The organism is Streptomyces sp. NBC_01460, assembly GCF_036227405.1.
Classification (GTDB): domain Bacteria; phylum Actinomycetota; class Actinomycetes; order Streptomycetales; family Streptomycetaceae; genus Streptomyces.
The window spans coordinates 1,522,437-1,543,649 of the sequence record NZ_CP109473.1 but is presented as its reverse complement, the minus strand read 5'-3'; the positions used below and the strand labels follow the sequence as shown (position 1 = coordinate 1,543,649).

Annotated in this window: 24 protein-coding genes; 15 read left to right on the top strand and 9 right to left on the bottom strand. The window is 72.3% G+C overall.

Annotation, left to right across the window (positions count from 1 at the left end):
• Positions 1 to 130: 130 nt before the first annotated feature.
• Positions 131 to 904, bottom strand: a complete 774-nt coding sequence (locus tag OG488_RS06820) for a LysR family substrate-binding domain-containing protein (RefSeq protein WP_329226862.1) — start codon at positions 902 to 904, stop codon at positions 131 to 133.
• Between the two features lie 58 nt (positions 905 to 962).
• On the opposite strand from OG488_RS06820, the gene OG488_RS06815 reads away from it, so the two are divergent.
• On the top strand, positions 963 to 1,361 hold the full coding sequence (locus OG488_RS06815) for a DUF5997 family protein (RefSeq protein ID WP_329226860.1): 399 nt from the start codon (positions 963 to 965) through the stop codon (positions 1,359 to 1,361).
• A 243-nt stretch (positions 1,362 to 1,604) separates the two neighbouring features.
• Here OG488_RS06815 and OG488_RS06810 read toward each other — a convergent pair whose 3' ends face one another.
• Positions 1,605 to 2,237 carry an SRPBCC family protein gene (locus OG488_RS06810; RefSeq protein ID WP_329226858.1) on the bottom strand — a complete coding sequence of 211 codons (633 nt, stop codon included), beginning with the start codon at positions 2,235 to 2,237 and terminating at the stop codon, positions 1,605 to 1,607.
• A 140-nt stretch (positions 2,238 to 2,377) separates the two neighbouring features.
• Between OG488_RS06810 and OG488_RS06805 the strand changes: the two genes are divergently transcribed.
• Complete coding sequence (locus OG488_RS06805) at positions 2,378 to 2,767, top strand: hypothetical protein (RefSeq protein WP_329226856.1); 390 nt, start codon at positions 2,378 to 2,380, stop codon at positions 2,765 to 2,767.
• A 50-nt stretch (positions 2,768 to 2,817) separates the two neighbouring features.
• Here OG488_RS06805 and OG488_RS06800 read toward each other — a convergent pair whose 3' ends face one another.
• Both OG488_RS06800 and OG488_RS06795 read right to left on the bottom strand, forming a co-directional pair.
• Positions 2,818 to 3,279, bottom strand: coding sequence for a DUF2199 domain-containing protein (locus OG488_RS06800; protein ID WP_329238469.1), 462 nt, complete (start codon positions 3,277 to 3,279; stop codon positions 2,818 to 2,820).
• Between the two features lie 56 nt (positions 3,280 to 3,335).
• Positions 3,336 to 4,232, bottom strand: a complete 897-nt coding sequence (locus OG488_RS06795) for an alpha/beta fold hydrolase (RefSeq protein ID WP_329226854.1) — start codon at positions 4,230 to 4,232, stop codon at positions 3,336 to 3,338.
• 103 nt (positions 4,233 to 4,335) lie between these two features.
• Between OG488_RS06795 and OG488_RS06790 the strand changes: the two genes are divergently transcribed.
• From OG488_RS06790 to OG488_RS06765, 6 genes are all read left to right on the top strand, one after another.
• Positions 4,336 to 4,749 carry a winged helix-turn-helix transcriptional regulator gene (locus tag OG488_RS06790; protein WP_329226852.1) on the top strand — a complete coding sequence of 138 codons (414 nt, stop codon included), beginning with the start codon at positions 4,336 to 4,338 and terminating at the stop codon, positions 4,747 to 4,749.
• A 96-nt stretch (positions 4,750 to 4,845) separates the two neighbouring features.
• Positions 4,846 to 5,874 carry an N-acetyl-gamma-glutamyl-phosphate reductase gene (gene argC / locus OG488_RS06785; protein ID WP_329226850.1) on the top strand — a complete coding sequence of 343 codons (1,029 nt, stop codon included), beginning with the start codon at positions 4,846 to 4,848 and terminating at the stop codon, positions 5,872 to 5,874.
• Between the two features lie 88 nt (positions 5,875 to 5,962).
• Complete coding sequence (gene argJ / locus OG488_RS06780; protein ID WP_329226848.1) at positions 5,963 to 7,117, top strand: bifunctional glutamate N-acetyltransferase/amino-acid acetyltransferase ArgJ; 1,155 nt, start codon at positions 5,963 to 5,965, stop codon at positions 7,115 to 7,117.
• Positions 7,114 to 8,040, top strand: coding sequence for an acetylglutamate kinase (argB, locus tag OG488_RS06775; protein ID WP_329226846.1), 927 nt, complete (start codon positions 7,114 to 7,116; stop codon positions 8,038 to 8,040). Before argJ ends, argB begins: the two co-directional genes overlap by 4 nt.
• Positions 8,037 to 9,233 (top strand): acetylornithine transaminase, encoded by a 1,197-nt coding sequence (locus OG488_RS06770; protein WP_329226845.1) that lies wholly within the window; start codon positions 8,037 to 8,039, stop codon positions 9,231 to 9,233. The genes argB and OG488_RS06770 overlap by 4 nt, the downstream gene beginning before the upstream one ends.
• Positions 9,234 to 9,258: 25 nt before the next feature.
• Positions 9,259 to 9,804: an arginine repressor gene (locus OG488_RS06765; protein WP_329226843.1), complete on the top strand. Its 546-nt coding sequence runs from the start codon at positions 9,259 to 9,261 to the stop codon at positions 9,802 to 9,804.
• On the opposite strand, the gene OG488_RS06760 is transcribed toward OG488_RS06765, so the two are convergent.
• The 3 genes from OG488_RS06760 to OG488_RS06750 form a co-directional block, all read right to left on the bottom strand.
• Positions 9,798 to 10,499 (bottom strand): L,D-transpeptidase family protein, encoded by a 702-nt coding sequence (locus OG488_RS06760; RefSeq protein WP_329226842.1) that lies wholly within the window; start codon positions 10,497 to 10,499, stop codon positions 9,798 to 9,800. The genes OG488_RS06765 and OG488_RS06760 overlap by 7 nt on opposite strands.
• A 64-nt stretch (positions 10,500 to 10,563) precedes the next feature.
• The gene (locus OG488_RS06755; protein ID WP_329226839.1) at positions 10,564 to 11,163 is read right to left on the bottom strand and encodes a pyridoxamine 5'-phosphate oxidase family protein; all 600 of its coding nucleotides are present in this window, start codon (positions 11,161 to 11,163) and stop codon (positions 10,564 to 10,566) included.
• A 41-nt stretch (positions 11,164 to 11,204) separates the two neighbouring features.
• Positions 11,205 to 12,419, bottom strand: a complete 1,215-nt coding sequence (locus OG488_RS06750; RefSeq protein WP_329226837.1) for a hypothetical protein — start codon at positions 12,417 to 12,419, stop codon at positions 11,205 to 11,207.
• Positions 12,420 to 12,600: 181 nt separating this feature from the next.
• Here OG488_RS06750 and argH point away from each other — a divergent pair, with 181 nt between their 5' ends.
• Both argH and OG488_RS06740 read left to right on the top strand, forming a co-directional pair.
• Entirely contained in the window at positions 12,601 to 14,034 is a 1,434-nt protein-coding gene (gene argH / locus OG488_RS06745) for an argininosuccinate lyase (protein ID WP_329226835.1), read from the top strand.
• Positions 14,035 to 14,101: 67 nt separating this feature from the next.
• Positions 14,102 to 15,073: an aldo/keto reductase gene (locus OG488_RS06740; RefSeq protein ID WP_329226833.1), complete on the top strand. Its 972-nt coding sequence runs from the start codon at positions 14,102 to 14,104 to the stop codon at positions 15,071 to 15,073.
• Between the two features lie 16 nt (positions 15,074 to 15,089).
• On the opposite strand, the gene OG488_RS06735 is transcribed toward OG488_RS06740, so the two are convergent.
• Positions 15,090 to 15,590 carry a hypothetical protein gene (locus OG488_RS06735; protein WP_329226831.1) on the bottom strand — a complete coding sequence of 167 codons (501 nt, stop codon included), beginning with the start codon at positions 15,588 to 15,590 and terminating at the stop codon, positions 15,090 to 15,092.
• Between the two features lie 122 nt (positions 15,591 to 15,712).
• Between OG488_RS06735 and OG488_RS06730 the strand changes: the two genes are divergently transcribed.
• Both OG488_RS06730 and OG488_RS06725 read left to right on the top strand, forming a co-directional pair.
• Entirely contained in the window at positions 15,713 to 16,264 is a 552-nt protein-coding gene (locus OG488_RS06730; protein WP_329226829.1) for a TetR/AcrR family transcriptional regulator, read from the top strand.
• Positions 16,261 to 17,808 carry an MFS transporter gene (locus tag OG488_RS06725; RefSeq protein ID WP_329226827.1) on the top strand — a complete coding sequence of 516 codons (1,548 nt, stop codon included), beginning with the start codon at positions 16,261 to 16,263 and terminating at the stop codon, positions 17,806 to 17,808. The genes OG488_RS06730 and OG488_RS06725 overlap by 4 nt, the downstream gene beginning before the upstream one ends.
• 109 nt (positions 17,809 to 17,917) lie before the next feature.
• Here the strand turns inward: OG488_RS06725 and OG488_RS06720 are convergent, their stop codons facing one another.
• A complete protein-coding gene (locus OG488_RS06720; protein WP_329226826.1) occupies positions 17,918 to 18,589 on the bottom strand; it encodes a lysophospholipid acyltransferase family protein in 672 nt (223 codons plus the stop codon).
• 233 nt (positions 18,590 to 18,822) lie between these two features.
• On the opposite strand from OG488_RS06720, the gene OG488_RS06715 reads away from it, so the two are divergent.
• The 3 genes from OG488_RS06715 (at position 18,823) to OG488_RS06705 (ending at position 21,199) form a co-directional block, all read left to right on the top strand.
• Positions 18,823 to 19,983, top strand: a complete 1,161-nt coding sequence (locus OG488_RS06715) for a glycerophosphodiester phosphodiesterase (protein ID WP_329226825.1) — start codon at positions 18,823 to 18,825, stop codon at positions 19,981 to 19,983.
• A gap of 105 nt (positions 19,984 to 20,088) precedes the next feature.
• Positions 20,089 to 20,658, top strand: a complete 570-nt coding sequence (locus OG488_RS06710) for a sigma-70 family RNA polymerase sigma factor (RefSeq protein WP_329226823.1) — start codon at positions 20,089 to 20,091, stop codon at positions 20,656 to 20,658.
• Positions 20,659 to 20,695: 37 nt separating this feature from the next.
• Entirely contained in the window at positions 20,696 to 21,199 is a 504-nt protein-coding gene (locus OG488_RS06705) for a GNAT family N-acetyltransferase (RefSeq protein WP_329226821.1), read from the top strand.
• Positions 21,200 to 21,213 lie beyond the last annotated feature (14 nt).

Below are 21,213 nucleotides of genomic sequence, written 5' to 3'. Positions count from 1 at the left end.
TCCTTCCGTACCGGATGGTGCTCGTTGAATCCGGTACCGAAGTTATGGAGTGATCCCCGTGGTCGGCGTCCCGCGCGGGAGTGCACCTGGCACGTAGCTCGGAAGTACTACGGGTAGGGGGTGCGCGCCCCTACGGCCGGCGGCGGGGCTTCCCGCGCTTGGCGCCGCCCTTGGCGTTCTTGGCCCCTCCGGAGCCGCCCGCGCCGCCGCGGGACGGCTTGCCCGCAGCCGGTTTGCGGGGGGCGCCGCTCTTCCTGTCGGCGCGCTTCGCCTTGGGCTGCGGCGGTGTCGGAGGGCGTCCCCGGGTGCTGTTGACCGTCCGGCCCCGGACGATCCCGATGAACTCCTCCACCAGGTCGGTCGTCTCCTCCTCCGGCCACGACAGCGCGATCCGCGACTCGGGGACACCCGTCAGCGGGCGGTAGGTGAGGTCCTTGCGGTGGTACAGGCGCGCCAGTGACTGCGGGACGACGAGCAGCCCGACGCCCGCGGCCACCAGCTCCACCGCGTCCTCGGTCGTGGCGGGCCGCTCGAACGCGGGCCGGCCCGGGGGGCGCTCCCAGTCCAGGGTGTCGTCGAGGGGATGCAGCACGATCTCCTCGGCGAGGTCCTCGGCCGACATCTCCTCGACGGCCGTCCCCTCATGATCCTTGGGGATGACGACCACGGTCGTCTCCGTGTAGAGGGGGATCGCGCTGAGGTCCGTACGGTCGACGGGCAGCCGCACGAAGCCGGCGTCGGCGCCGCCGTCACGCAGCAGACCGGCGGCCTCCGCGGCGGGGACGCCGACCAGGGCCAGCGGGGTACCGGGCAGCCGCTCGTTCCAGATCCGCACCCACTTGGTCGGGGTCACGCCCGGGACGTAGGCGAGCCGGAACGCGAGGGGTACTTCCGAGCCTGTCACCCCGCCAGGTTACCGGCCGTGGTCTCGGGCGCCGCACATGCTCGATACCCTTGACACCATGACGTCGCACCAGACCACCCAGACAATGAAGCCCGCCACCGCGGCGAAGAAGCTGGGTGTGTACCTCGAAGCCACCCCCGCCGAGTTCCAGGAGGGCGTCGTCTCGCGCGCCGAGCTGAACGCGCTGCAGTCCGACCCGCCCGAGTGGCTGCAGGAGCTGCGCCGCAACGGCCCGCACCCCCGGCCGGTCGTCGCCTCGAAGCTGGGCGTCTCCATCGCCGGTCTCGCGCGGGGCGGTGTCACGGAGCCCCTCACCACCGAGCAGATCGACGCCCTGAAGCAGGACGGCCCGGAGTGGTTGCAGAAGGAGCGCGCCACCCAGGCCGAGGTCCGCAAGGAGACGGTGCGCATCAAGGAGCGCGACGCCGCCCGCGCCCAGCAGGGCGACCGCGACTGAGGTGCCCTCCGGGCAGACGCCCGGCCCGTCGCCGCCGTCCGTGAGCGGGACGCGGCGCGGGCGTGCCTGGCCGCCGGAGCCGGTTCGGACACCCGCGGCGAGGACGGCCTCCCGGTCCTCCGCGCGGCCCTCGCCGTCTACGACGTACCCGTGGCCGTCCGAGTCCAGCGCTACGGGTCGCGGAACGGTCGGCGGAGGACCGACCCGCCGGCCGGTTCGTCGGCGGGAAGGCCCGCCGGCCGGTCACTCCCCGGTGTAGAAGGCGATCGTCGCCACCGTCGTCGCGGTCACGGTCTCCGGGTCCGCGCCGGAAGCGGCGAACGCCCGGCCCCACTCCTCGCCCGAACGTGCCACGAACGCCTTGGCCTCGGGAGAGGTCTGCCACTCCACGGCCTCCTGAGGGCTGAGCCCGCCGCCGGTGAGGTGCCACCCGAGCCCCAGCAGGGACAGGTCCCAGCCGATGCCGACCGCGCCCGGCCCGTACTGGCTACGGAACTCCTCCGGGACCACGGACACGTGTTCCAGTTCGAGCACCGTCCGGCCGCCGCCCTCCGGTGTGAGGCGCACCTCGACCTCGCTGAAGCCGGGGTCGGGGCCGAACCGCCAGGAGACCCGCAGCCGCTCCGGGGCCACGCACTCGATGATCTCGCCGCCGGCGTTCCCCTCCAGTTGGTAGCTCCCCCCGGCCCGGAGATCCCCGGTCACCGGGAGGAACCACCGGGCGATCCGCTCCGGAGAGGTCACCGCGTCCCAGACATCGGCCGTAGCGGCGTCGAAGGTCCGCCGCAGCAGCACGCTGCCCGCCTCGTCCTGTCCCACGCGGCGCGTGCCGACCTCCCGGTGCACCCGGCCGATCTCGTCGACGATCTCACTCATGGCCGCCCACTCCCGTTCCGCTCGTCCGCCCTGTGCCCCGTCGGCCATGTAACCGAAGTTCCGCCCCGCCCGCCTCATCGACACGGGCTCCGGCGCCCCCGCCGTCCCCGCTCGCACGACGGGGCGCGGACAATGCGTCCATGCAGCTTCCCGCGGGCGCCGTGGACGCCACCGCTCTGATCGAGGTCGTCAGGATCTCGGCCCTGCCGACCGTGCGGGGAGCGCCCTGTCCCGGAGAGGTCGTCGCCCATCGGGCGGGGAGCGAGATCGCGGACGCCCTCGCCTCGATCGAGAGCCTGCCCGGCAGCGAGCAGCACCGCTGCGGCTTCGCACCGGGCTGGGGCGTCCGGGCGTACGACGACACGCTCGACCTCGTGCTGTTCGAGGCGGCGTTCTGCTTCCACTGCCATGAGGTCCGCATGCACGGCCCGGCCGTACCGCCCGCCCTGGCGACACAGTTCTTCGACGCGGACGCGCCGCAGGCCCGCGCGCTTCTGGAGCTCTTCCGCGCCTCGGCCGTGCGGGGGTGACACCCGCCGTGACGGCCCTCGTGCGCCCGAGGCGTCGTCACTGCCGCTCGTCATTGCCGCTCACCGTCGGGGTGCAGCACGGCTGCGGCGATCTCACGGACGCGGTCCGGAGTGATCCCCGTCCGTTGCTCGACGGCGAGGGGATGGTCGGTGGGTTCGAGTTCGACGAAGGGGAGCTGTCCGACCGCACGGGTGTGCACGTTGGTCTTCAGGTCCAGCGTCATGGACGGGTAGACCGGCAGTTCGGTGGTGAGCCAGCCGAAGTACGGTGCTTCGCCCTCCCGTCCCGGGGTGTCCCACAGGTCCACCGCGCGGGAGTAGTTCTCGCGGCTGAGGGAGACCCAGACGCCCCAGGAGAACACCTCCTCGCGGCCGATGACGGGTATCTCGATCAAGCCCCTGACGAAGTGGTGCTGCCGGTGGATCACACACCGGTCCGACGAGAGCAGGCAGCCGTCGGCATCGGCGAAGGCCGGATCCCACACCGCCGGGGCTTCGGCCGTGTGGTGCATGGGCGGTTCGGGGTGGTGCGCGCCGCAGCGGGGGCAGGTGAATCCGAGGTCGCTGGTCATGGCGTGGAGCCTAGTGACCGGCTGTGACACCTCGGTGGGACCACCGCTGCCTTCGTGTCCTCGCCGGCCAGGAACGGATGCAGCAGCCTGAGCAGGGCGCGCGGGCGGTGCAGCGGAATGATGTGGCCGCAGTCCTCGATGACGTGTCCGGTGAGATCGTCGGTGACCGGGCGGAGCTGACGTTCCAGCGCAGCACCGACGGGCCGTGCGCCCAGTGCCATCGTCGGCACCGTCAGGCGGGCGGTGGCGACCGCCTGCTCGATCTGTACCGCGCTCTCGGGCAGCGCCCGGTAGTACGAGAACGCGCGGCTCAACGCCTGGCGGCCGGTGTACGCGCGGACGAAGGCGTCCCGGAGGCCGGGGCGCACCCCGTCGCCGAGCGTGCCGGCGCGCAGGAACCAGTCGACGTAGGCGGCCTCGTGGCCCTCCAGCACGGTCTCGGCTAGGCCGGGCGCGGCGGAATGGAAGCCGAACCACCACGGCGGCCCGTCGGCGAGGAAGTCCTCGGCGCCGGGCAGCGTGCCCAGAAGGGACTCCATGACGACCAGGCGCCGGACGAGACCGGGGCGGCGCAGGGCGAGGAGGAAGGCCGGCGCGGTACCCGCGTCGATGCCCACCACAGCGGCCGAGGGCACACCGAGCGTGGTGAGAAGCGCCGCGGCGTCCTCGGCCAGGGTGCCCGCGTCGTACCCGGAGGCGGCCCCGCTGCTCGCGCCGAATCCGCGCAGGTCCGGCGCGATGACGCGGTAACGGCCGGACAGGTCGGCCATGACGTCCGTCCACAGCTCCCAGGTGTGCGGGAAACCGTGCAGCAGCAGTACGGCCGGGCCCGATCCGGCGAGAGCGACGTTCAGTTCGACACCGTTGACGGGGACGTGCCGCAGTTCGGGCATGGAGAGGCTCCAGCTCTGTGGTGAGGAATGGTGACCAGGTCACGCTAGGGAACTATCCTGGTCCGTCCAAGACGGCACTTTCCCTTCAGGTGGTGAGCCCCGAGTGACCACGTCGAGGTCCGGCGAACCCGGCCGGCGGCCCGGTGAGCGGGGTGATCTGATGGATCCGCGCTGCCCGGCCCGCCAGTTGCTCGACCGTATCGGCACCAAGTGGACGTCGATGGCGGTCAAGGTGCTGGCCCAGGAGGCTCCGGACGAGCTCCGTTTCGCGGAACTGCGGCGCCGTATCCCCGGCATCTCGCAGAAGATGCTGTCCGTCACCCTGCAGAGTCTGGTCCGCGACGGCCTGGTCGCGCGCCGGGTGGAACCCACCGTGCCGCCCGCCGTCCACTACCGGCTCACCGAGCTCGGCCTGTCCCTCGAAGAGCCGCTCTCCGCCCTGCGGGCCTGGGCCGAGACACACATGCCGGAGATCGACCGCAGCAACCGGCTCGCCGACGAGCCACCCCCCGGCTAGGGGTGCCGCCCTGCGGGAGGCGGCGGATTCCCGGAGATCTTTGCATAACACTGCATAGTTGCGTATAGTCATGCCATCGATGAGGAGGAATGTCCGATGGTGGTACGTGCGGCAGTGGCAGGGGCGAGCGGATACGCCGGCGGGGAGCTGCTCCGTCTGCTCCTCACCCATCCCCAGGTCGAGATCGGGGCACTCACCGCCCACTCCAACGCCGGAGAGCGGCTCGGCGCGCTGCAGCCGCACCTGAGGCCGCTCGCCGACCGGGTTCTCCAGCCCACCACGGCCGAGGTCCTCGGCGGACACGACGTCGTCTTCCTGGCCCTGCCGCACGGGCAGTCCGCCGCCGTGGCCGAACAGCTCGGCGACGAGGTGCTCGTCGTCGACATGGGCGCCGACTTCCGGCTCGCGGACCCTGCCGACTGGGAGCGGTTCTACGGCTCCCCGCACGCCGGGACCTGGCCCTACGGCCTGCCCGAGCTGCCCGGAGCCCGCGCCGCGCTGGAGGGGACCAAGCGCATCGCCGTGCCCGGCTGCTACCCGACGGCCGTCTCCCTCGCACTCTTCCCGGCGTACGCGGCCGGCCTCGCCGAGCCCGAGGCCGTCGTCGTCGCCGCGTCCGGCACCTCCGGCGCGGGCAAGGCGGCCAAGCCGCACCTGCTCGGCTCCGAGGTCATGGGCAACATGACCCCGTACGGCGTCGGCGGGGTCCACCGGCATACACCCGAGATGATCCAGAACCTCGGGGCGGCGGCCGGTGAACCCGTATCCGTGTCCTTCACCCCGACCCTCGCGCCCATGCCCCGCGGCATCCTCGCCACGTGCAGCGCGAAGGCGAAGCCCGGGGTGAGCGCCGACTCGCTCCGCGCGGTCTACGAGAAGGCCTTCGCCGACGAGCCGTTCGTCGACCTGCTCCCCGAGGGACAGTGGCCCGCCACCGCGGCCGTGTACGGATCCAACGCCGTGCAGATCCAGGTCGCCCACGACGAGGCGGCCGGCCGGATCATCGTGATCAGCGCCATCGACAACCTCGCCAAGGGCACCGCCGGCGGCGCCCTGCAGAGCATGAACATCGCCCTCGGGCTCCCCGAGGACACAGGCCTTTCCACGATCGGAGTCGCACCGTGAGCGACGCACGCGCAGCCGCTCGGCTGCGGGCAACGACGGAAGCCGCGCCGCCGCGCCGCGTGGGCGGAGAAGCGAACGAGGAGATGCAGTGAGCGTCACGGCAGCACAGGGATTCTCGGCGTCGGGAATCGCCGCCGGAATCAAGGAGAGCGGTCACCCCGACCTGGCCCTCGTGGTCAACAACGGGCCCCGTCGCGCCGCTGCGGGCGTCTTCACCTCCAACCGCGTCAAGGCCGCGCCCGTCCTCTGGTCGGAACAGGTGGTCAAGGGCGGCGAGGTGACCGCGGTCGTCCTCAACTCCGGTGGCGCCAACGCCTGTACGGGCCCGCAGGGCTTCCAGGACACCCACGCCACCGCCGAGAAGGCCGCCGAGGTCCTCCCCGGGCACAGCGCGGGCGAGATCGCGGTCGCCTCGACCGGGCTGATCGGCCTGCTCCTCCCCATGGACAAGCTCCTGCCCGGCCTGGAGAAGGCTGCCGAGGCGCTGAGCGAACACGGCGGTGACAAGGCCGCCATCGCGATCAAGACCACCGACACGGTCCACAAGACGGCCCGCGCCGGCGGCGACGGCTGGACCGTCGGAGGCATGGCCAAGGGCGCGGGCATGCTCGCCCCCGGCCTCGCCACCATGCTGGTCGTGCTCACGACGGACGCCGACGTCGAGGCCCCCGCGCTCGACGCCTCCCTGCGCGCCGCCACCCGCACCACCTTCGACCGGGTCGACTCCGACGGCTGCATGTCGACCAACGACACCGTGCTGCTCCTCGCCTCCGGGGCGAGCGGGATCACCCCGGGCCAGGCCGAGTTCGAGCAGGCCGTGCAGAGCGTCTGCGCCGACCTCGCCCGCCAGCTGATCGGCGACGCCGAGGGCGCGTCCAAGGACATCCGGATCGAGGTGATCAACGCGGCGACCGAGGACGACGCCGTCGAGGTGGGCCGGAGCATCGCCCGCAACAACCTCCTCAAGTGCGCCATCCACGGCGAGGACCCCAACTGGGGCCGCGTCCTCTCCGCGATCGGCACCACGAAGGCCGCCTTCGAGCCCGACCGGCTGAACGTCGCCATCAACGATGTCTGGGTGTGCAAGAACGGCAGCGTCGGCGAGGACCGCGACCTGGTCGACATGCGCTACCGGGAGGTCAGGATCACCGCGGACCTCTCCGCGGGAGACGAGTCCGCCGTCATCTGGGCCAACGACCTGACCGCCGAGTACGTCCACGAGAACAGCGCGTACAGCTCATGAGCGCCGCGAGGAAGCACACCGCGCTGCCCAAAGCACAGATCCTCATCGAGGCGCTGCCCTGGCTCACCCGGCACAACGGCAAGACCGTCGTCATCAAGTTCGGCGGCAACGCCATGATCGACGAGGAGCTGAAGGCCGCCTTCGCCCAGGACGTCGTCTTCCTGCGGCACGCCGGCCTCAAGCCCGTCGTCGTGCACGGCGGCGGCCCGCAGATCAGCGCCCAGCTCGACAAGCAGGGCCTGGTCAGCGAGTTCAAGGCCGGGCTGCGTGTCACCACGCCCGAGGCCATGGACGTCGTACGCATGGTGCTCGCCGGACAGGTCCAGCGCGAGCTCGTCGGGCTGCTCAACGAGCACGGCCCGCTCGCCGTCGGCATGACCGGCGAGGACGCCCACACGATCACCGCGGTCCAGCACCGCCCCGTGATCGACGGCGAGGCGGTCGACATCGGCCGGGTCGGTGAGATCACCGCCATAGACACGGGCGCGATCCAGGCGCTGCTGGACGACGGCCGGATCCCGGTCATCTCCTCCATCGCCCGCTCCGCCGAGGACAACCACGTCTACAACGTCAACGCCGACACCGCCGCCGCCGCGCTCGCCGCGGCGCTGGGCGCCGAGACGCTCATGGTCCTCACCGACGTCGAGGGCCTCTACGAGGACTGGCCGAACAGCGAGGACGTCATCAGCCGCCTCACCGCCACCGAGCTGGAGAAGCTGCTGCCCGACCTCTCCAGCGGCATGGTGCCCAAGATGCGGGGCTGCCTCCACGCCGTACGCAACGGGGTCGAGACCGCCCGTGTCATCGACGGCCGGGTCCAGCACTCGATCCTGCTGGAGATCTTCACCGACGAGGGAATCGGCACCATGGTCGTGCCGGACGCGATCTCCGGCCCGACGGCCGGAACGAAGGGGGAGTCATGAGCAACGAGGAGTACGCGCAGCGCTGGCAGGGTGCGCTGATGGACAACTACGGCACCCCGCAGCTTCCCCTGGTGCGCGGCGCGGGCGCCCGGGTGTGGGACGCGGACGGAGCCGAGTACCTCGACTTCGTCGGCGGCATCGCGGTCAACGCGCTCGGCCACGCCCACCCCGCCGTGGTCGAGGCGGTCTCCACGCAGATCGCCTCCCTCGGCCACGTCTCCAACCTCTACACCGCCGAGCCCCCCATCGCGCTCGCCGAGCGGCTGCTCCAGCTCTTCGGGCGCACCGGAAGGGTCTTCTTCTGCAACTCCGGCGCCGAGGCCAACGAGGCGGCCTTCAAGATCGGCCGGCTGACCGGGCGCACGCACATGGTCGCCACCGACGGCGGCTTCCACGGCCGGACCATGGGCAGCCTCGCCCTGACCGGCCAGCAGGGCAAGCGCACCCCGTTCCTGCCGCTGCCCGGCGACGTCACGCACGTGCCGTACGGCGACGTCGAGGCGCTCCGGGCCGCGGTGACGACCGACACCGCGCTGCTGATCATCGAGCCCGTGCAGGGTGAGATCGGCGTCGTCGTCCCGCCCAAGGGCTATCTGGAGGCGGCCAGGGAGATCACCCGGGCCACCGGCACGCTGCTCGTCCTGGACGAGGTGCAGACCGGGATCGGCCGCTGCGGCCAGTGGTTCGAGCACCAGGCCCACCAGGGCGTCGAGCCCGACGTGGTCACGCTCGCCAAGGGGCTCGGCGGCGGCTTGCCGATCGGCGCCACCGTCGCGTTCGGCGCCGCCGCCGACCTGCTGAAGCCCGGTCATCACGGCACGACGTTCGGCGGTAACCCGGTCGCCTGCGCCGCCGGTCTCGCGGTGCTGGACACGCTCGCCGCCGACGGCACCCTGGACGATGTGAAGCGGCTGGGCGAGCGGATCCGGGACGGCGTCGAGGGCCTCGGACACCCGTTGGTCTCCCACGTCCGCGGCTCCGGACTGCTGCTGGGTATCGTGCTCACCGGGCCCCTCGCACCGAAGGTGCAGCAGGCGGCTCAGGGAGCCGGACTCCTGGTGAACGCGCCCGCCCCCGACGTCGTACGGCTGATGCCGCCGCTGATCATCGGTGACGCCGAGGTGGACGCGTTCCTGCGGATTCTGCCGGGAGCTCTCGACGCGGCTTACGGGGACGGACGATCCGGGGAGTGACGATCCGGAGAATGAGGCGACGACGATGACCGAGGCGCAGGAAACCGACCACGGCGGGCCGTCGGTGCCACAGACCCGCACAGCACGCCACCGCAGGATCGTGGACATCCTGAACCGCCAGCCGGTGCGCTCGCAGAGCCAGCTGGCCCGGCTCCTGTCCGACGACGGGCTGAGCGTCACCCAGGCGACGCTCTCCCGCGACCTGGACGAGCTCGGCGCGGTGAAGATCCGCAACACCGGTGGCGAGCTGATCTACGCGGTGCCGAGCGAGGGCGGGTTCCGTACCCCGCAGGCCCCGCTCGGCGGGTCGGCCAAGGAGGAGCGGATGCGCAGGCTCTCCGCCGAGCTCCTCATCTCCGCGGAGGCCTCGGCCAACCTCGTGGTCCTGCGTACGCCTCCGGGTGCCGCGCAGTTCCTCGCCTCGGCGATCGACCAGGCCGAACTCCGGGCGATCCTCGGCACGATCGCGGGGGACGACACCCTGATGCTGATCAGCCGTGACCCCAACGGGGGCCAGGCCCTGGCCGACCACCTGCTGCGGCTGGCCCAGAACGAGCGCGCTCCTCAGTAACGGGTGATCGCGGTCGGGCCGGACGCCGTCCCGACCGCGAGGTGCGGACGGCGCGCCGGATCGGCCCAGGCCAGGATCCGCTCCATGGCGGCCGCCGGCACGGACACACAGCCGGCGGTCGCGCCCTTCCCGTCGACGTGGAGGAAGATCCCGGCGCCCCTGCCCCGTACCGGCCGGTCGTAGTTGAACCCGATGACGAGCGCCCGGGCGTACTGGGTGGCGTAGGTGACGAGGTGCTCGGACTCCTCGGCGCGGCAGTCGGCGGGCCTCGGTTCCACCCAGCGGTTGTAGGCCGTGGACGCGTTGTCCTGGCACCACCACGAGTCCGCGCCGATCCGCCGGTACGGGTAGCGGGTCCCCGGCGGGGCCGCCCCGGTCCCGAAGGCGTACGGAAGGTCGTACAGCCCGGTGGGCGTGGTGTTCGTGCCCTGGGTCCGGGTCGCGCCCTCGGCCAGGCCGTTCGCCCCGAAGCGGGCGGGCGCCGAACCCGCCTCCGCCCAGTCGCCGCCGCGCAGCTCCCACCAGGTGACCGTGCCCGTGGTGGAGTCCGTGCCGGGGGCCTCGGCGGTGATCAGCTGCGTACCGCCGCCGGTGTCCGCCAGCCGCTGCGGAAGGGGTGGCGGCTCCGCGGGCCGCGCCGCGAGTGAACCGGCCAGTGCCAGCAGGACCGAGGCGGTCACCAGGAGTCTGCGCATGCTCCGGACCGTACGGGACGCGGCGGACCGCCCCCACCGCGCCTGCTCCGTACGGCCCAGCGCCTCACCCCGCCGGGGGCGCGGGCATCGCGGGCAGCGGCAGCGGGAGCCCGGGCAGCCCGTCGATGCTCGTCGCGATGGTGTCCTTCTTCTCGAAGTACCGGCTCAGGCTCTCGTCGTCCTCACGCCGGAAACGGCCGGCGTGCAGGGTGCGGTCCTCGTCGTACGACATGAACGGCACCGCGTAACCGCAGGAGTCCCGGATCAGTCCGGCCGTCACCACGATGATCGCGCGCAGCCCGTGCGAGGCGGGGTCGATGTCCGGGAAGTGGCGGAGCAGCCCGGCGAAACGCGGGTCGTCACGGAACACCGGCTCACCGCGGCCGTGCACGCGGACGATGTTGGGCGGGCCCTGGAAGGCGCACCACATCAGCGTGATGCGCCCGTTCTCCCGGAGATGGGCGACGGTCTCGGCGGTGCTGCCGGCGAAGTCGAGGTAGGCCACGGTCCGTTCGTCGACGACGGCCAGCGACCCGCTCATGCCCTTGGGCGAGAGATTGACCGTGCCGTCGCCGTCCAGGGGCGCGGTCGCGGTGAAGAAGAGCGGCTGCTCCTCGATGAAGGCGCGGAGCCGGCCCTCGATGCGTTCGTGTGTCTTTCCCATGACGCCATTGTCGTGCGAACAGGAGTGCGGGGCCGGGGGTTTCACAGGCCGGACAGCCCCCGCGTGCGGGCCAGGTCCTGGGCGTCCAGCAGTCGCCGCGCCGCCGTCCGCGCGGCGCGGAGCCGGTCCGGAGCGAGCCGCGCGCGCAGCCGCTCCCGGTCGAGCCCCGCGGCGTACGGAAGCAGGGCGCGGCAGGCCGCCCGGACCACGGCGGGCACCGGGTCGTCGAGCAGCGGTTCCACCCGGTCGGACCGTACGGCGTCGAGCGCGCGCAGCCCGGCCACGGCGTGGGCCCGCACGGCGGGCAGAGGATGGGCCGTCAGTGCCCACAGCGTGTCCGCCTCCTCACACGCGCCGCATTCGCCGAGTCCGGCAGCCGCGGCGGGGTGCTCCGCCGGCTCGGCGCACATCGACCGGTACAGCGGGAGCGGATCGACGCCGGCCTGGCGCAGGACGTAGCGGGCACAGGCGCGGACGATCGCCGACCGGTCGGCGAGGTAGGAGGCGGCCTCGTCGTGCCGCCCGGTCCGCCGCAGCCCGGTCACACCGGCCGAGCGGACCATGCCCGACCGGGCGGACAGCAGCAGATCCACCACGCCCTCGTCGTCGTCGCCCGTCCGGGAGAGTGCCGCCTCGGCGCAGAGCGCCTGGAGGCGTACGTCGCCCGGGGCGAAGGCCGCCGTGCGGGCGAGCTCCACCGGCGTCAGCAACCGCCGGTCGATCGCCACGCCATGGCCGAACCGGCGGACCGCCCGGTCCCCGCTCGTCAGCAGGGGGACGACGCCCGCGCCCGGACCGTCGCGCAGCGCGCGGTCCAGGGCGGCCAGGGCGAAGCCGCCCCGGTCCCGCCGGGCCAGGAGCAGGACCAGACCGGCGAGGGGGGCCAGTTCGGCGGAGACATCGGCGAGCAGGGCCCGGGCCCGGTCGCGGACCGGACCCACCCAGTCGGCGCAGCGGATCACCAGCAGGGGCCTCAGGGCCGGCGCACCCGCAGCCCGGTCCAGTGCCGCCGCACGCACCCTGCCGTCGGGGTGGCACAGGGCAAGCGCGATCAGGGACTCCTCGGTAGAGGAGGGCGGACCGGGCGGAAGGCTCCTGAGCCGGTGGCGTGTCGGCAGCGCGTCGGCGAGTCGGTGGCTCAGGGCCCGCACCTCCGCGTCCAGCGTCACCCAGGACGCGGGAGCGGTGGTGTCCAGTGCCCCGCCCAGCGGTGTCCCCCGGGCCAGGCGTTCGGCCGCCCCGCATCCGTCGTCCATCAGTCCCCCCGGGGTTCGTGTGCGAAGGGCCGATCGTAGGCCGGGCCCCCTTCCGGTCCAACCGGTTTTCGCCGGCCTGACCAGCAGCTTTGACAAAGCATGCAGACCCTCGCATAGTTATGCCATATGTGATCGCGCCGTGAGGCGGACGCACACCCCTTGCACTCCCGAGGAGCACGCAGTGAGCAACGGCACCGGAAACAGCGACGTACGCCTCTGGGGCGGCCGTTTCGCCGACGGTCCGGCCGAGGCGCTGGCCAGGCTGTCCGCGTCCGTCCACTTCGACTGGCGCCTCGCGCCGTACGACATCGCGGGCTCCCGCGCCCACGCGCGCGTGCTCAACAAGGCGGGTCTCCTCACCGCCGACGAGCTGACCCGGATGATCGAGGGGCTGGACGCGCTCGAAGCCGCGGTGGCCGACGGCTCGTTCACCGGCACCATCGCCGACGAGGACGTCCACACCGCCCTGGAACGCGGCCTCCTGGAGCGCCTCGGGCCCGACCTCGGCGGCAAGCTGCGGGCCGGCCGGTCCCGGAACGATCAGGTCGCCACACTCTTCCGGATGTACCTGCGCGACCACGCCCGCATCATCGGCGGCCTGATCGCCGAGCTCCAGGACGCGCTGGTGGGGCTGGCCGAGGCGCACCCGGACGTGGCCATGCCCGGCCGCACGCACCTCCAGCACGCCCAGCCCGTGCTCTTCGCCCACCACGTCCTGGCCCATGTGCAGCCCCTGTCCCGGGACGCCGAGCGGCTGCGGCAGTGGGACGAGCGGACGGCCGTCTCCCCGTACGGCTCCGGCGCGCTGGCGGGTTCGTCCCTCGGGCTCGACCCGGAGGCGGTCGCGGCCGACCTCGGCTTCGAGCGTGGCTCCGTCGCCAACTCCATCGACGGCACCGCGTCCCGCGACTTCGTCGCCGAGTTCGCGTTCATCACCGCGATGATCGGCGTCAACCTCTCCCGGATCGCCGAGGAGATCATCATCTGGAACACGAAGGAGTTCTCCTTCGTCACCCTCCACGACGCCTTCTCCACCGGCTCCTCGATCATGCCGCAGAAGAAGAACCCCGACATCGCCGAGCTGGCCCGCGGCAAGTCCGGCCGCCTCGTCGGGAACCTCACCGGGCTGATGGCGACGCTGAAGGCCCTCCCGCTCGCGTACAACCGCGACCTCCAGGAGGACAAGGAGCCGGTCTTCGACTCCTGCGACCAGCTCGAGGTCCTGCTGCCCGCGTTCACCGGCATGATGGCCACGCTCACCGTCAACCGGGAGCGCATGGAGGAGCTGGCCCCGGCCGGCTTCTCGCTCGCCACGGACATCGCCGAGTGGCTGGTCAAGCAGGGCGTGCCGTTCCGGGTGGCCCACGAGGTCGCCGGTGAGTGCGTGAAGGTCTGCGAGCAGCACGGCATCGAGCTCGACGAGCTGACGGATGAGCAGTTCGCGAAGATCTCCGAGCACCTCACCCCGGAGGTGCGCACGGTCCTCGACGTGCCCGGCGCGCTCGCCTCCCGTGACGGCCGGGGCGGTACCGCCCCCTCCGCCGTCGCCGTCCAGCTGGCCGAGGTGAAGGCCGACCTGGTGACGCAGCACGCCTGGGCGACCGCGCGCGGATGATTCGCGGGCATCGCGGGCTACGTTGACGGGAAGGCGTTTCGGAACGACCGACCCAGAGGAGCCCGCGATGCCCTTCGCCCGCCTGAACCGAGCGACCACCCCGACCTCCCACATCGGGCTCGGCCTGGCCGCCGTCGGCAGGCCCGGCTACATCACCCCGCACCGTGACCGCGATCTGCCCGGTGACCGCGGGGCCGACGCGCTGCGCGACCGCACCCACGAACTCCTGGACGCGGCCTACGCCCAGGGCGTGCGCTACTTCGACGCCGCCCGCTCCTACGGCCGCGCCGAGGAGTTCCTCGCCGAGTGGCTGACGGCCCGCCCCGAGGCGGCGGACGTCGTCGTCGGCAGCAAATGGGGCTACACCTACACCGCCGACTGGCGCGTCGACGCCGAGACGCACGAGGTGAAGGACCACGACCTCGCCACCTTCGAGCGCCAGCACGCCGAGACGGCGGGACTGCTCGGCGGCCGGCTCGATCTGTACCAGATCCACTCGGTGACCGCCGACAGCCCGGCGCTCACCGACAAGGCCCTGCACGCGCGTCTCGCCGAGCTCGCCGCCGGGGGCACCACGGTCGGCTTCTCCACGAGCGGTCCCGCCCAGGCCGACGCCGTACGGGCCGCTCTCGCCGTGACGGTGGACGGCGAGCCCCTCTTCCGTACCGTCCAGGCCACCTACAACGCACTGGAGACCTCCGCGGGGCCGGCGCTCGCCGAGGCGCACGACGCGGGGCTCACCGTCATCGTCAAGGAGGCCCTGGCCAACGGCCGGCTCGCCGGGACCGAGGCGCCCGCCGTCGTCCGGGAGATCGGCGCCGAGGCGGGGCTGGACGGCGACGCCGTGGCCCTGGCGCTCGGGCTGCACCAGCCGTGGGCCGGAGTCGTCCTGTCCGGTGCGGCCACCGTCACCCAGCTGGCGGCCAACCTGCACGCGCCGCTGCTCGACCTGGACCCGGACCGGCTGGACCGGCTCGCCGCCCTGGTGGAGGAACCCGAGGCGTACTGGCGCCACCGCGCCTCGCTGCCCTGGAGCTGAACGCGCCCGGAGCGGCTCAGGCCCATGCGGCGAGCGTCTCGAAGTCCTCACGCACCAGGCCGACCCAGGGGTCGACCCGCAGCAGCAGGGCCCGACCCGGGTGGTGCGCCGCCACCCAGGCCCTGTCGGGGTCGGAGATCTCGTCGTCGACCCAGGCGAACGGCCTCCCGTCCGCGTGGTCGACGACGTACCGCGTCTTCCAGTACGTCCCGTCCTCCCTGACGGCGTGCATCGCGGGCCAGTCGATGTAAGGCAACGGAGGCAGCCCGATGCGCGGGCCGACCCACTCGTTCGCCTCGTCCTTCCAGGTCGTCGCCCAGACGAGCTCGTACCGCGCGGCGAGGGCGAGCAGCCCGTCGCCGTGGACGGGGCTGAGCAGGACGGGCAGCGGCGGTCCCTCCTTCCACCCGGTCGGCCGCATCTCGTGCAGGGTGTAGCCCTCCGGCAGGGGGGTGCGGGCCAGTGCCGCGTACGGGTTCAGCGGACCGTCGATGTCGATCAGCAGCAGCGGCTTCATGGCGTCATGGTGCCCTTTCGGCCGCCCGGTACCGGGTGATTTCCGCGGGCCGCGTGCCGGGGGAGAGGCCTCCAGCTTCAGTCGCTGGGACGTTGGTGTCTCAATTGGGTTAGTGTCGTCTCATGACTCTTGATCGTGAGCAGGTGCTGCGGAGCGCCGCCGCGCTGCTGACCCGCAAATCCACGGCGACGATGGACGAGGTCGCCCGGGCCGCGGGCATCGGCCGCGCCACCCTTCACCGGCACTTCGCCGGGAGGGACGCCCTGGTCGGGGCGTTGGAGGACCTGGGGATCAGGGAGTTCGAGGCCGCCCTGGATGCCGCCACGCTCGACGAGGGCTCCGCCGAGGACGGGCTCCGGCGTCTGATCGCCGCCGTCGAGCCGAGTGCGGGGCTGCTGTCCTTCCTCGTCACCGAGAACCAGCTCTTCGAGGGCGACGACGTCAACGAGGGCTGGAGCCGGCTCGACGCGCGGGTCTCCGCCTTCTTCCGCCGCGGCCAGGAGCGCGGCGAGTTCCGGATCGACCTCACCCCGGCCTGGCTGACCGAGGCACTCTACGGCCTGATCGGCAGCTGCGCGTGGTCCGTGCAGACAGGCCGCGTCGCCGCGCAGGACTTCCCCTACATGATCGTCGAGTTGCTCCTCGGCGGAGCACGCCGGAGCGTGGAGAAATGAGCAGCACCAATCAGCGGGCGGGCGTCACGGGTGACCCGCACCATCCGGGCCGGTGGATCGCCCTCGCCGTCCTCGTCCTCGCCGTGCTGCTGGTCGCCGTCGACGCGACCGTCCTCGGGCTGGCGACCCCGTTCCTCAGCGAGGACCTCGAACCGACCGGCACGCAGCTGCTCTGGATCGGAGACGTCTACTCCTTCGTGATCGCCGGGCTCCTCGTCTCCATGGGCAGCCTCGGTGACCGGATCGGCCGCAAGAAGCTGCTGCTGACCGGTGCCACCGCCTTCGGGGCGGTGTCCGTGCTCAACGCCTACGCCTCCAGCCCCGAGATGATGATCGTGGCCAGGGCGCTGCTCGGTGTCGCGGGCGCCACCCTGATGCCGTCCACGCTCGCCCTGATCCGCAACCTCTTCCACGACCCGCGCGAACGCAGTCTCGCGGTCGGCATCTGGGGCGCCATGGCCTCGGCGGGCGCCGCCGTCGGCCCCGTCGTGGGCGGGCTCCTGCTGGAGCACTTCTGGTGGGGCTCGGTCTTCCTGATCAACCTGCCCGTGATGGCGGTCCTCGTCGCCGTCGGCATCAAGATGATCCCCGAGTCCAAGAACCCGGCGCCGGGTCCCTGGGACCTGCTCAGCGTGGGGCTCTCCCTGGTCGGCATGATCGGCGTCGTGTACGCCATCAAGGAGGCTGCCGCACATGGTGTGAGTTGGGAGAACGTCGCGGCTGCGGTGGGCGGGGTGCTGGCGCTCACCTGGTTCGTGCGCCGTCAGCTGAAGCTGCCCGCCCCGTTGCTGGACATGCGGCTCTTCCACCACCGGGGCTTCTCCGGCGCGGTCCTCGCCGACCTCCTGACGATCCTCGGCCTGTCCGGGATCGTCTTCTTCCTCTCCCAGTTCCTGCAGCTGGTCCAGGGGCGGGGCCCGCTCGAGGCCGGGCTCGCCGAACTGCCCGCCGCCGTCGGCGCGGTGACCGCCGGACTCCTGGCCGGGCGGGTGGCACGCCACTACTCCGTCCGCTCCGTGGTCGCCCTCGGGCTCGGAGCCATCGGCCTGTCGCTCGCGACGGTCACGGTGATCCACAAGGAGACCGGCTACCCGCTGATCGGCGTCCTGCTCCTGGTGGTGGGCGTCGGCGCGGGATTCGCCTTCACCGTCACCTCCGACGTGATCCTCTCCAGCGTCCCCAAGGAGCAGGCCGGATCGGCGTCCGCCGTGTCCGAGACGGCGTACGAGCTCGGCGCGGCCCTCGGTATCGCCCTGCTCGGGTCCATCGTCACGGGCGTCTACAAGGGCTTCGGGACACCCGAGGGCGTCCCGGCGTCCGCCGCCGCGGCGGCCCACGAATCGCTCGGCGGAGCCGTGGAGACCGCCGAGCGCCTTCCCGCCCAGCAGGGGAGCGAGCTCGTCGTCGCGGCGCAGGAGGCCTTCGTCAACGGGCTGCGGGTGTCGGCGGCGGTCGGCGCCGTGGTGCTGCTCGCGACGGCGGTCGCGGCGTGGTTCCTGCTGCGTGACCAGAAGCTCGAGGAGGGCATCATCCCGGACGAGTGACCGGACGAGTGACCCAACGCCGGACGAGTGACCCAACGAGTGGGTGGCCCAACGAGTGGGTGGCCCGGCGCGCGTCGCGCCGGGCCACCCACCCACACACTCGTCCGGCTCAGGCGGCCTTGGCCTTCGTGGCGTACATGTCGACGTACTCCTGGCCGGACAGCCGCATGACCTCGGCCATGACGGAGTCCGTCACCGCCCGCAGGACGTAGCGGTCGCGGTCCATGCCCTCGTAGCGCGAGAACTCCATCGGCTCACCGAAGCGGACCGTGACCTTGCCCGGGCGGGGCAGGCCGGAGCCGCCCGGCTGCAGCTTGTCCGTACCGATCATCGCGAACGGGACCACCGGCGCGCCGGTCATCAGGGTCAGCCGCGCGATACCCGTGCGGCCCCGGTAGAGCCGGCCGTCGGGGGAGCGGGTGCCCTCGGGATAGATGGCGAAGGCCTGGCCCTCCTCCAGCACCCGTCGGCCGGTCATGAGCGCCGCGACGCCCCCGCGTCCACCGTCCCGGTCCACCGGGATCATGCCGCAGCCGGTGAAGAACCAGGCCATCAGCCGGCCCTTGAGGCCCTTGCCGGTGACGTACTCGTCCTTGCCGATGTAGAACACCGGCCGGTCGCAGCAGATCGGCATGATCATCGAGTCGATGAACGTCAGGTGGTTGCCCGCGAGGATCACCGGCCCGGTCCCCGGGATGTTCTCGACGCCTTCCACCTGGGGCCGGAAGAGCAGGCGCAGGATCGGTCCGAGCACTGCCTTGATGACCGTGAGTCGGGACAACGCATCCTCCGGTGACGTGGCCGGGCGGCCGGGGCGGGAATTCGCGAGGGTCTGTGCAGGTGAGGACGATACTCGCGGGTACCGCCTCTCCGCACATCGGGTTCACCGAGCCGATACGCAGTGTTGACGTGTGTTTCCGCCATGTTCGTCCACCGGCCGCCCCACCGATGGCGTAGCTGCCTACGATCAAGCCTCCCCCCGAAGGTGCCGGACATCACAGGCGAGGAGCATTCATGACAGAGCGCGCGCGGACTGCACCCGGTCGGCGGACCCTCCTGGGGGCCGCCGTCCTCGGCACGGCCCTCAGCATCTCCGGCACGGCCCACGCGGCCGGGCGCGGCGCCGCGGACGGCCGAGGCGGCGGCAACGGCTCCTACCGGGACCTGCCCGTGCCCACCGTCATCGGCCACCGCGGCGCCAGCGGCTACCGTCCCGAGCACACCCTCGGCTCCTACCAGCTGGCGCTGGACATGGGCGCACACATCGTCGAGCAGGACCTCGTGCCGACCAAGGACGGCCATCTGGTCTGCCGTCACGAGAACGACATCACCGGGACCACGGACGTCGCCGACCACCCCGAATTCGCGAGCCGCAAGGCGACCAAGAAGGTCGACGGCATATCGCTCACCGGCTGGTTCACCGAGGACTTCACCCTCGCCGAGCTGAAGACCCTCCGGGCGAAGGAGCGCATCCCCGGCAACCGCCAGGAGAACACCCTCTACGACGGGCGCTGGGAGATCCCCACCTTCGAGGAGGTCCTGCGCTGGGCCGACAAGGAGGGCCGCAGGCGGGGCAGGCCCGTCTGGCTCTACGTCGAGACCAAGCACCCCTCCTACTTCAGGGGCCTGGGGCTCGGCCTGGAGGAGCCCCTCGCGAAGCTGCTGCGCCGCTACGGCAGGCACCGCGCGAACTCCCCGCTGATCCTCCAGTCCTTCGAGCCGGGCTCGGTGCGGCGGCTGGCGGAGCTCGTCGCCACTCCCCGGGTCGTGCTGCTGTCCGGGCCGAAGGAGCGGCCCTGGGACTTCGTGGAGGCCGGCGATCCCCGTACCGTCGCCGATCTGGTGAAGCCCGAGGGGCTGAAGTGGATCGCCTCGTTCGCACAGGGCATCGGCCCCACCCTCGACCTGGTCGTCCCCAGGGACGCCGCGGGGCGCCTCACCACCCCCACCACCCTGGTCGCGGACGCCCACGCGCGGGGCCTGGTCCTGCACCCGTACACCCTGCGCAACGAGAACACCTTCCTGCCGGCGGAGTTCCGGCGCGGCACGGACCCGAACGCGTACGGCGACGCCTTCGGTGCGCTCCGGGTCTACTTCGAGGCGGGCATCGACGGGATCTTCTCCGACAACCCGGACACCGCCCTGCTCGCGGCGGCCGACTTCGCCCGGGACTGAGCGCCGCGTGACAGGCCGGGCGTCAGCCGCCCGGCCTGCATGCCCCGGTCGGGTGGAGCTCCCCGTGCGCGGCAACCGGCCGGTCGCGGGGAGCGTTGACGGGGCATGAATCTTCTGGATCATGTTCCCGCGGCGCCGGCCGGGCGAGCGGATGACCAGGGCCGAGCCGTCGTCCAGGCCCTCCACGCGCTCGTACGCGCGGAGGCGGCAGCCGAGGCCCCGGCCGCCGGAACCGAGGCCGCGGACCTGGAACAGGCGGTGTGGCTGCGGCTGCTGGAGCGCGGTACCGCTCCGGCGGTGCCCGCCGACCCCGTCCGCTGGGTCCGCGCCGCCGTACGGGCGGAGGCGCGCACGGCCCGCCGCCGGACCCGGCGCGAGCGCCCGTACACCGCGGACGGGCCGCCGGGCGACTGGGCCGGGTGCCCCGAACGGATCGCGGTCGGGGCCGACGAACGCAGGGCGCTGCGCGCCGCGGTGGGCCGGCTGCCCGGACGGTGCCCGCGCCTGCTGGAGGCGATGCTGGCTCCGCACGACCCCACCTACCGGGAGATCGCGGGGGAGTTGGGTATGTCACAGGGCAGTTTGGGCCCTATGCGTTCCCGATGCCTCGGATGTCTGCGCAGAATGCTCGCGGCGGAGGTTGTAGCTCCTGAACTGCGGGGAAAGGAGCGGTAGACAACCGGCGGATCAGGTGAGCGGGAGGCATGCACACATGGGCATGAGTGTGACCATCTCGGCGGCGGCGGCACAGGACGTCGAGCAGATCTTCAGACTCCAGTACCTCTGTTTCCAGAGCGAGGCGGAGCTCTACGGCAACTACCGGATCGAGCCACTCGTCCAGACCTTCGACTCCGTCCGGGACGAAGTCGCCACCGACCTGGTGTTCGTGGCCCGGCTCGGCGACGAAGTCGTCGGTTCCGTGCGCGGCTTCACCGACGCGGACGGCGCCGGCCGGATCGGCAAGCTCTGCGTCCACCCCCGGCTCCGCAACCACGGCCTCGGCACCCGTCTCCTGCGGGCCGCGGAATCCGGCCTGGCCGACGGGCGTTCGGCCACCCGCTTCCGCCTGCACACCGGGGAGCGCAGCGAGGGCAATCTCCGGCTCTACCGGAAGGCGGGCTACGCCCGGGTGGGGAACGCCACCGGAGGGGACGGCGTCGAACTGGTCCTGCTGGAGAAGGACGCCACCGCGCAGGCCTTCGCGGCCAGCGCCTGAACGACGTCCGTGAC

What these genes read in the sequence shown, in the direction of transcription:
- OG488_RS06750 (WP_329226837.1), bottom strand. Translation starts at nt 12,419, where the DNA reads ATGGACGACGGATGCGGGGCGGCCGAACGCCTGGCCCGGGGGACACCG.
- OG488_RS06795 (WP_329226854.1), bottom strand. Translation starts at nt 4,232, where the DNA reads ATGCCCGAACTGCGGCACGTCCCCGTCAACGGTGTCGAACTGAACGTC.
- OG488_RS06760 (WP_329226842.1), bottom strand. Translation starts at nt 10,499, where the DNA reads ATGCGCAGACTCCTGGTGACCGCCTCGGTCCTGCTGGCACTGGCCGGT.
- OG488_RS06715 (WP_329226825.1), top strand. Translation starts at nt 18,823, where the DNA reads ATGACAGAGCGCGCGCGGACTGCACCCGGTCGGCGGACCCTCCTGGGG.
- OG488_RS06800 (WP_329238469.1), bottom strand. Translation starts at nt 3,279, where the DNA reads ATGCACCACACGGCCGAAGCCCCGGCGGTGTGGGATCCGGCCTTCGCC.
- OG488_RS06740 (WP_329226833.1), top strand. Translation starts at nt 14,102, where the DNA reads ATGCCCTTCGCCCGCCTGAACCGAGCGACCACCCCGACCTCCCACATC.
- OG488_RS06710 (WP_329226823.1), top strand. Translation starts at nt 20,089, where the DNA reads ATGAATCTTCTGGATCATGTTCCCGCGGCGCCGGCCGGGCGAGCGGAT.
- OG488_RS06755 (WP_329226839.1), bottom strand. Translation starts at nt 11,163, where the DNA reads ATGGGAAAGACACACGAACGCATCGAGGGCCGGCTCCGCGCCTTCATC.
- argC (WP_329226850.1), top strand. Translation starts at nt 4,846, where the DNA reads ATGGTGGTACGTGCGGCAGTGGCAGGGGCGAGCGGATACGCCGGCGGG.
- OG488_RS06730 (WP_329226829.1), top strand. Translation starts at nt 15,713, where the DNA reads ATGACTCTTGATCGTGAGCAGGTGCTGCGGAGCGCCGCCGCGCTGCTG.
- OG488_RS06810 (WP_329226858.1), bottom strand. Translation starts at nt 2,237, where the DNA reads ATGAGTGAGATCGTCGACGAGATCGGCCGGGTGCACCGGGAGGTCGGC.
- OG488_RS06815 (WP_329226860.1), top strand. Translation starts at nt 963, where the DNA reads ATGACGTCGCACCAGACCACCCAGACAATGAAGCCCGCCACCGCGGCG.
- OG488_RS06770 (WP_329226845.1), top strand. Translation starts at nt 8,037, where the DNA reads ATGAGCAACGAGGAGTACGCGCAGCGCTGGCAGGGTGCGCTGATGGAC.
- argB (WP_329226846.1), top strand. Translation starts at nt 7,114, where the DNA reads ATGAGCGCCGCGAGGAAGCACACCGCGCTGCCCAAAGCACAGATCCTC.
- OG488_RS06735 (WP_329226831.1), bottom strand. Translation starts at nt 15,590, where the DNA reads ATGAAGCCGCTGCTGCTGATCGACATCGACGGTCCGCTGAACCCGTAC.
- OG488_RS06765 (WP_329226843.1), top strand. Translation starts at nt 9,259, where the DNA reads ATGACCGAGGCGCAGGAAACCGACCACGGCGGGCCGTCGGTGCCACAG.
- OG488_RS06705 (WP_329226821.1), top strand. Translation starts at nt 20,696, where the DNA reads ATGGGCATGAGTGTGACCATCTCGGCGGCGGCGGCACAGGACGTCGAG.
- OG488_RS06805 (WP_329226856.1), top strand. Translation starts at nt 2,378, where the DNA reads ATGCAGCTTCCCGCGGGCGCCGTGGACGCCACCGCTCTGATCGAGGTC.
- OG488_RS06725 (WP_329226827.1), top strand. Translation starts at nt 16,261, where the DNA reads ATGAGCAGCACCAATCAGCGGGCGGGCGTCACGGGTGACCCGCACCAT.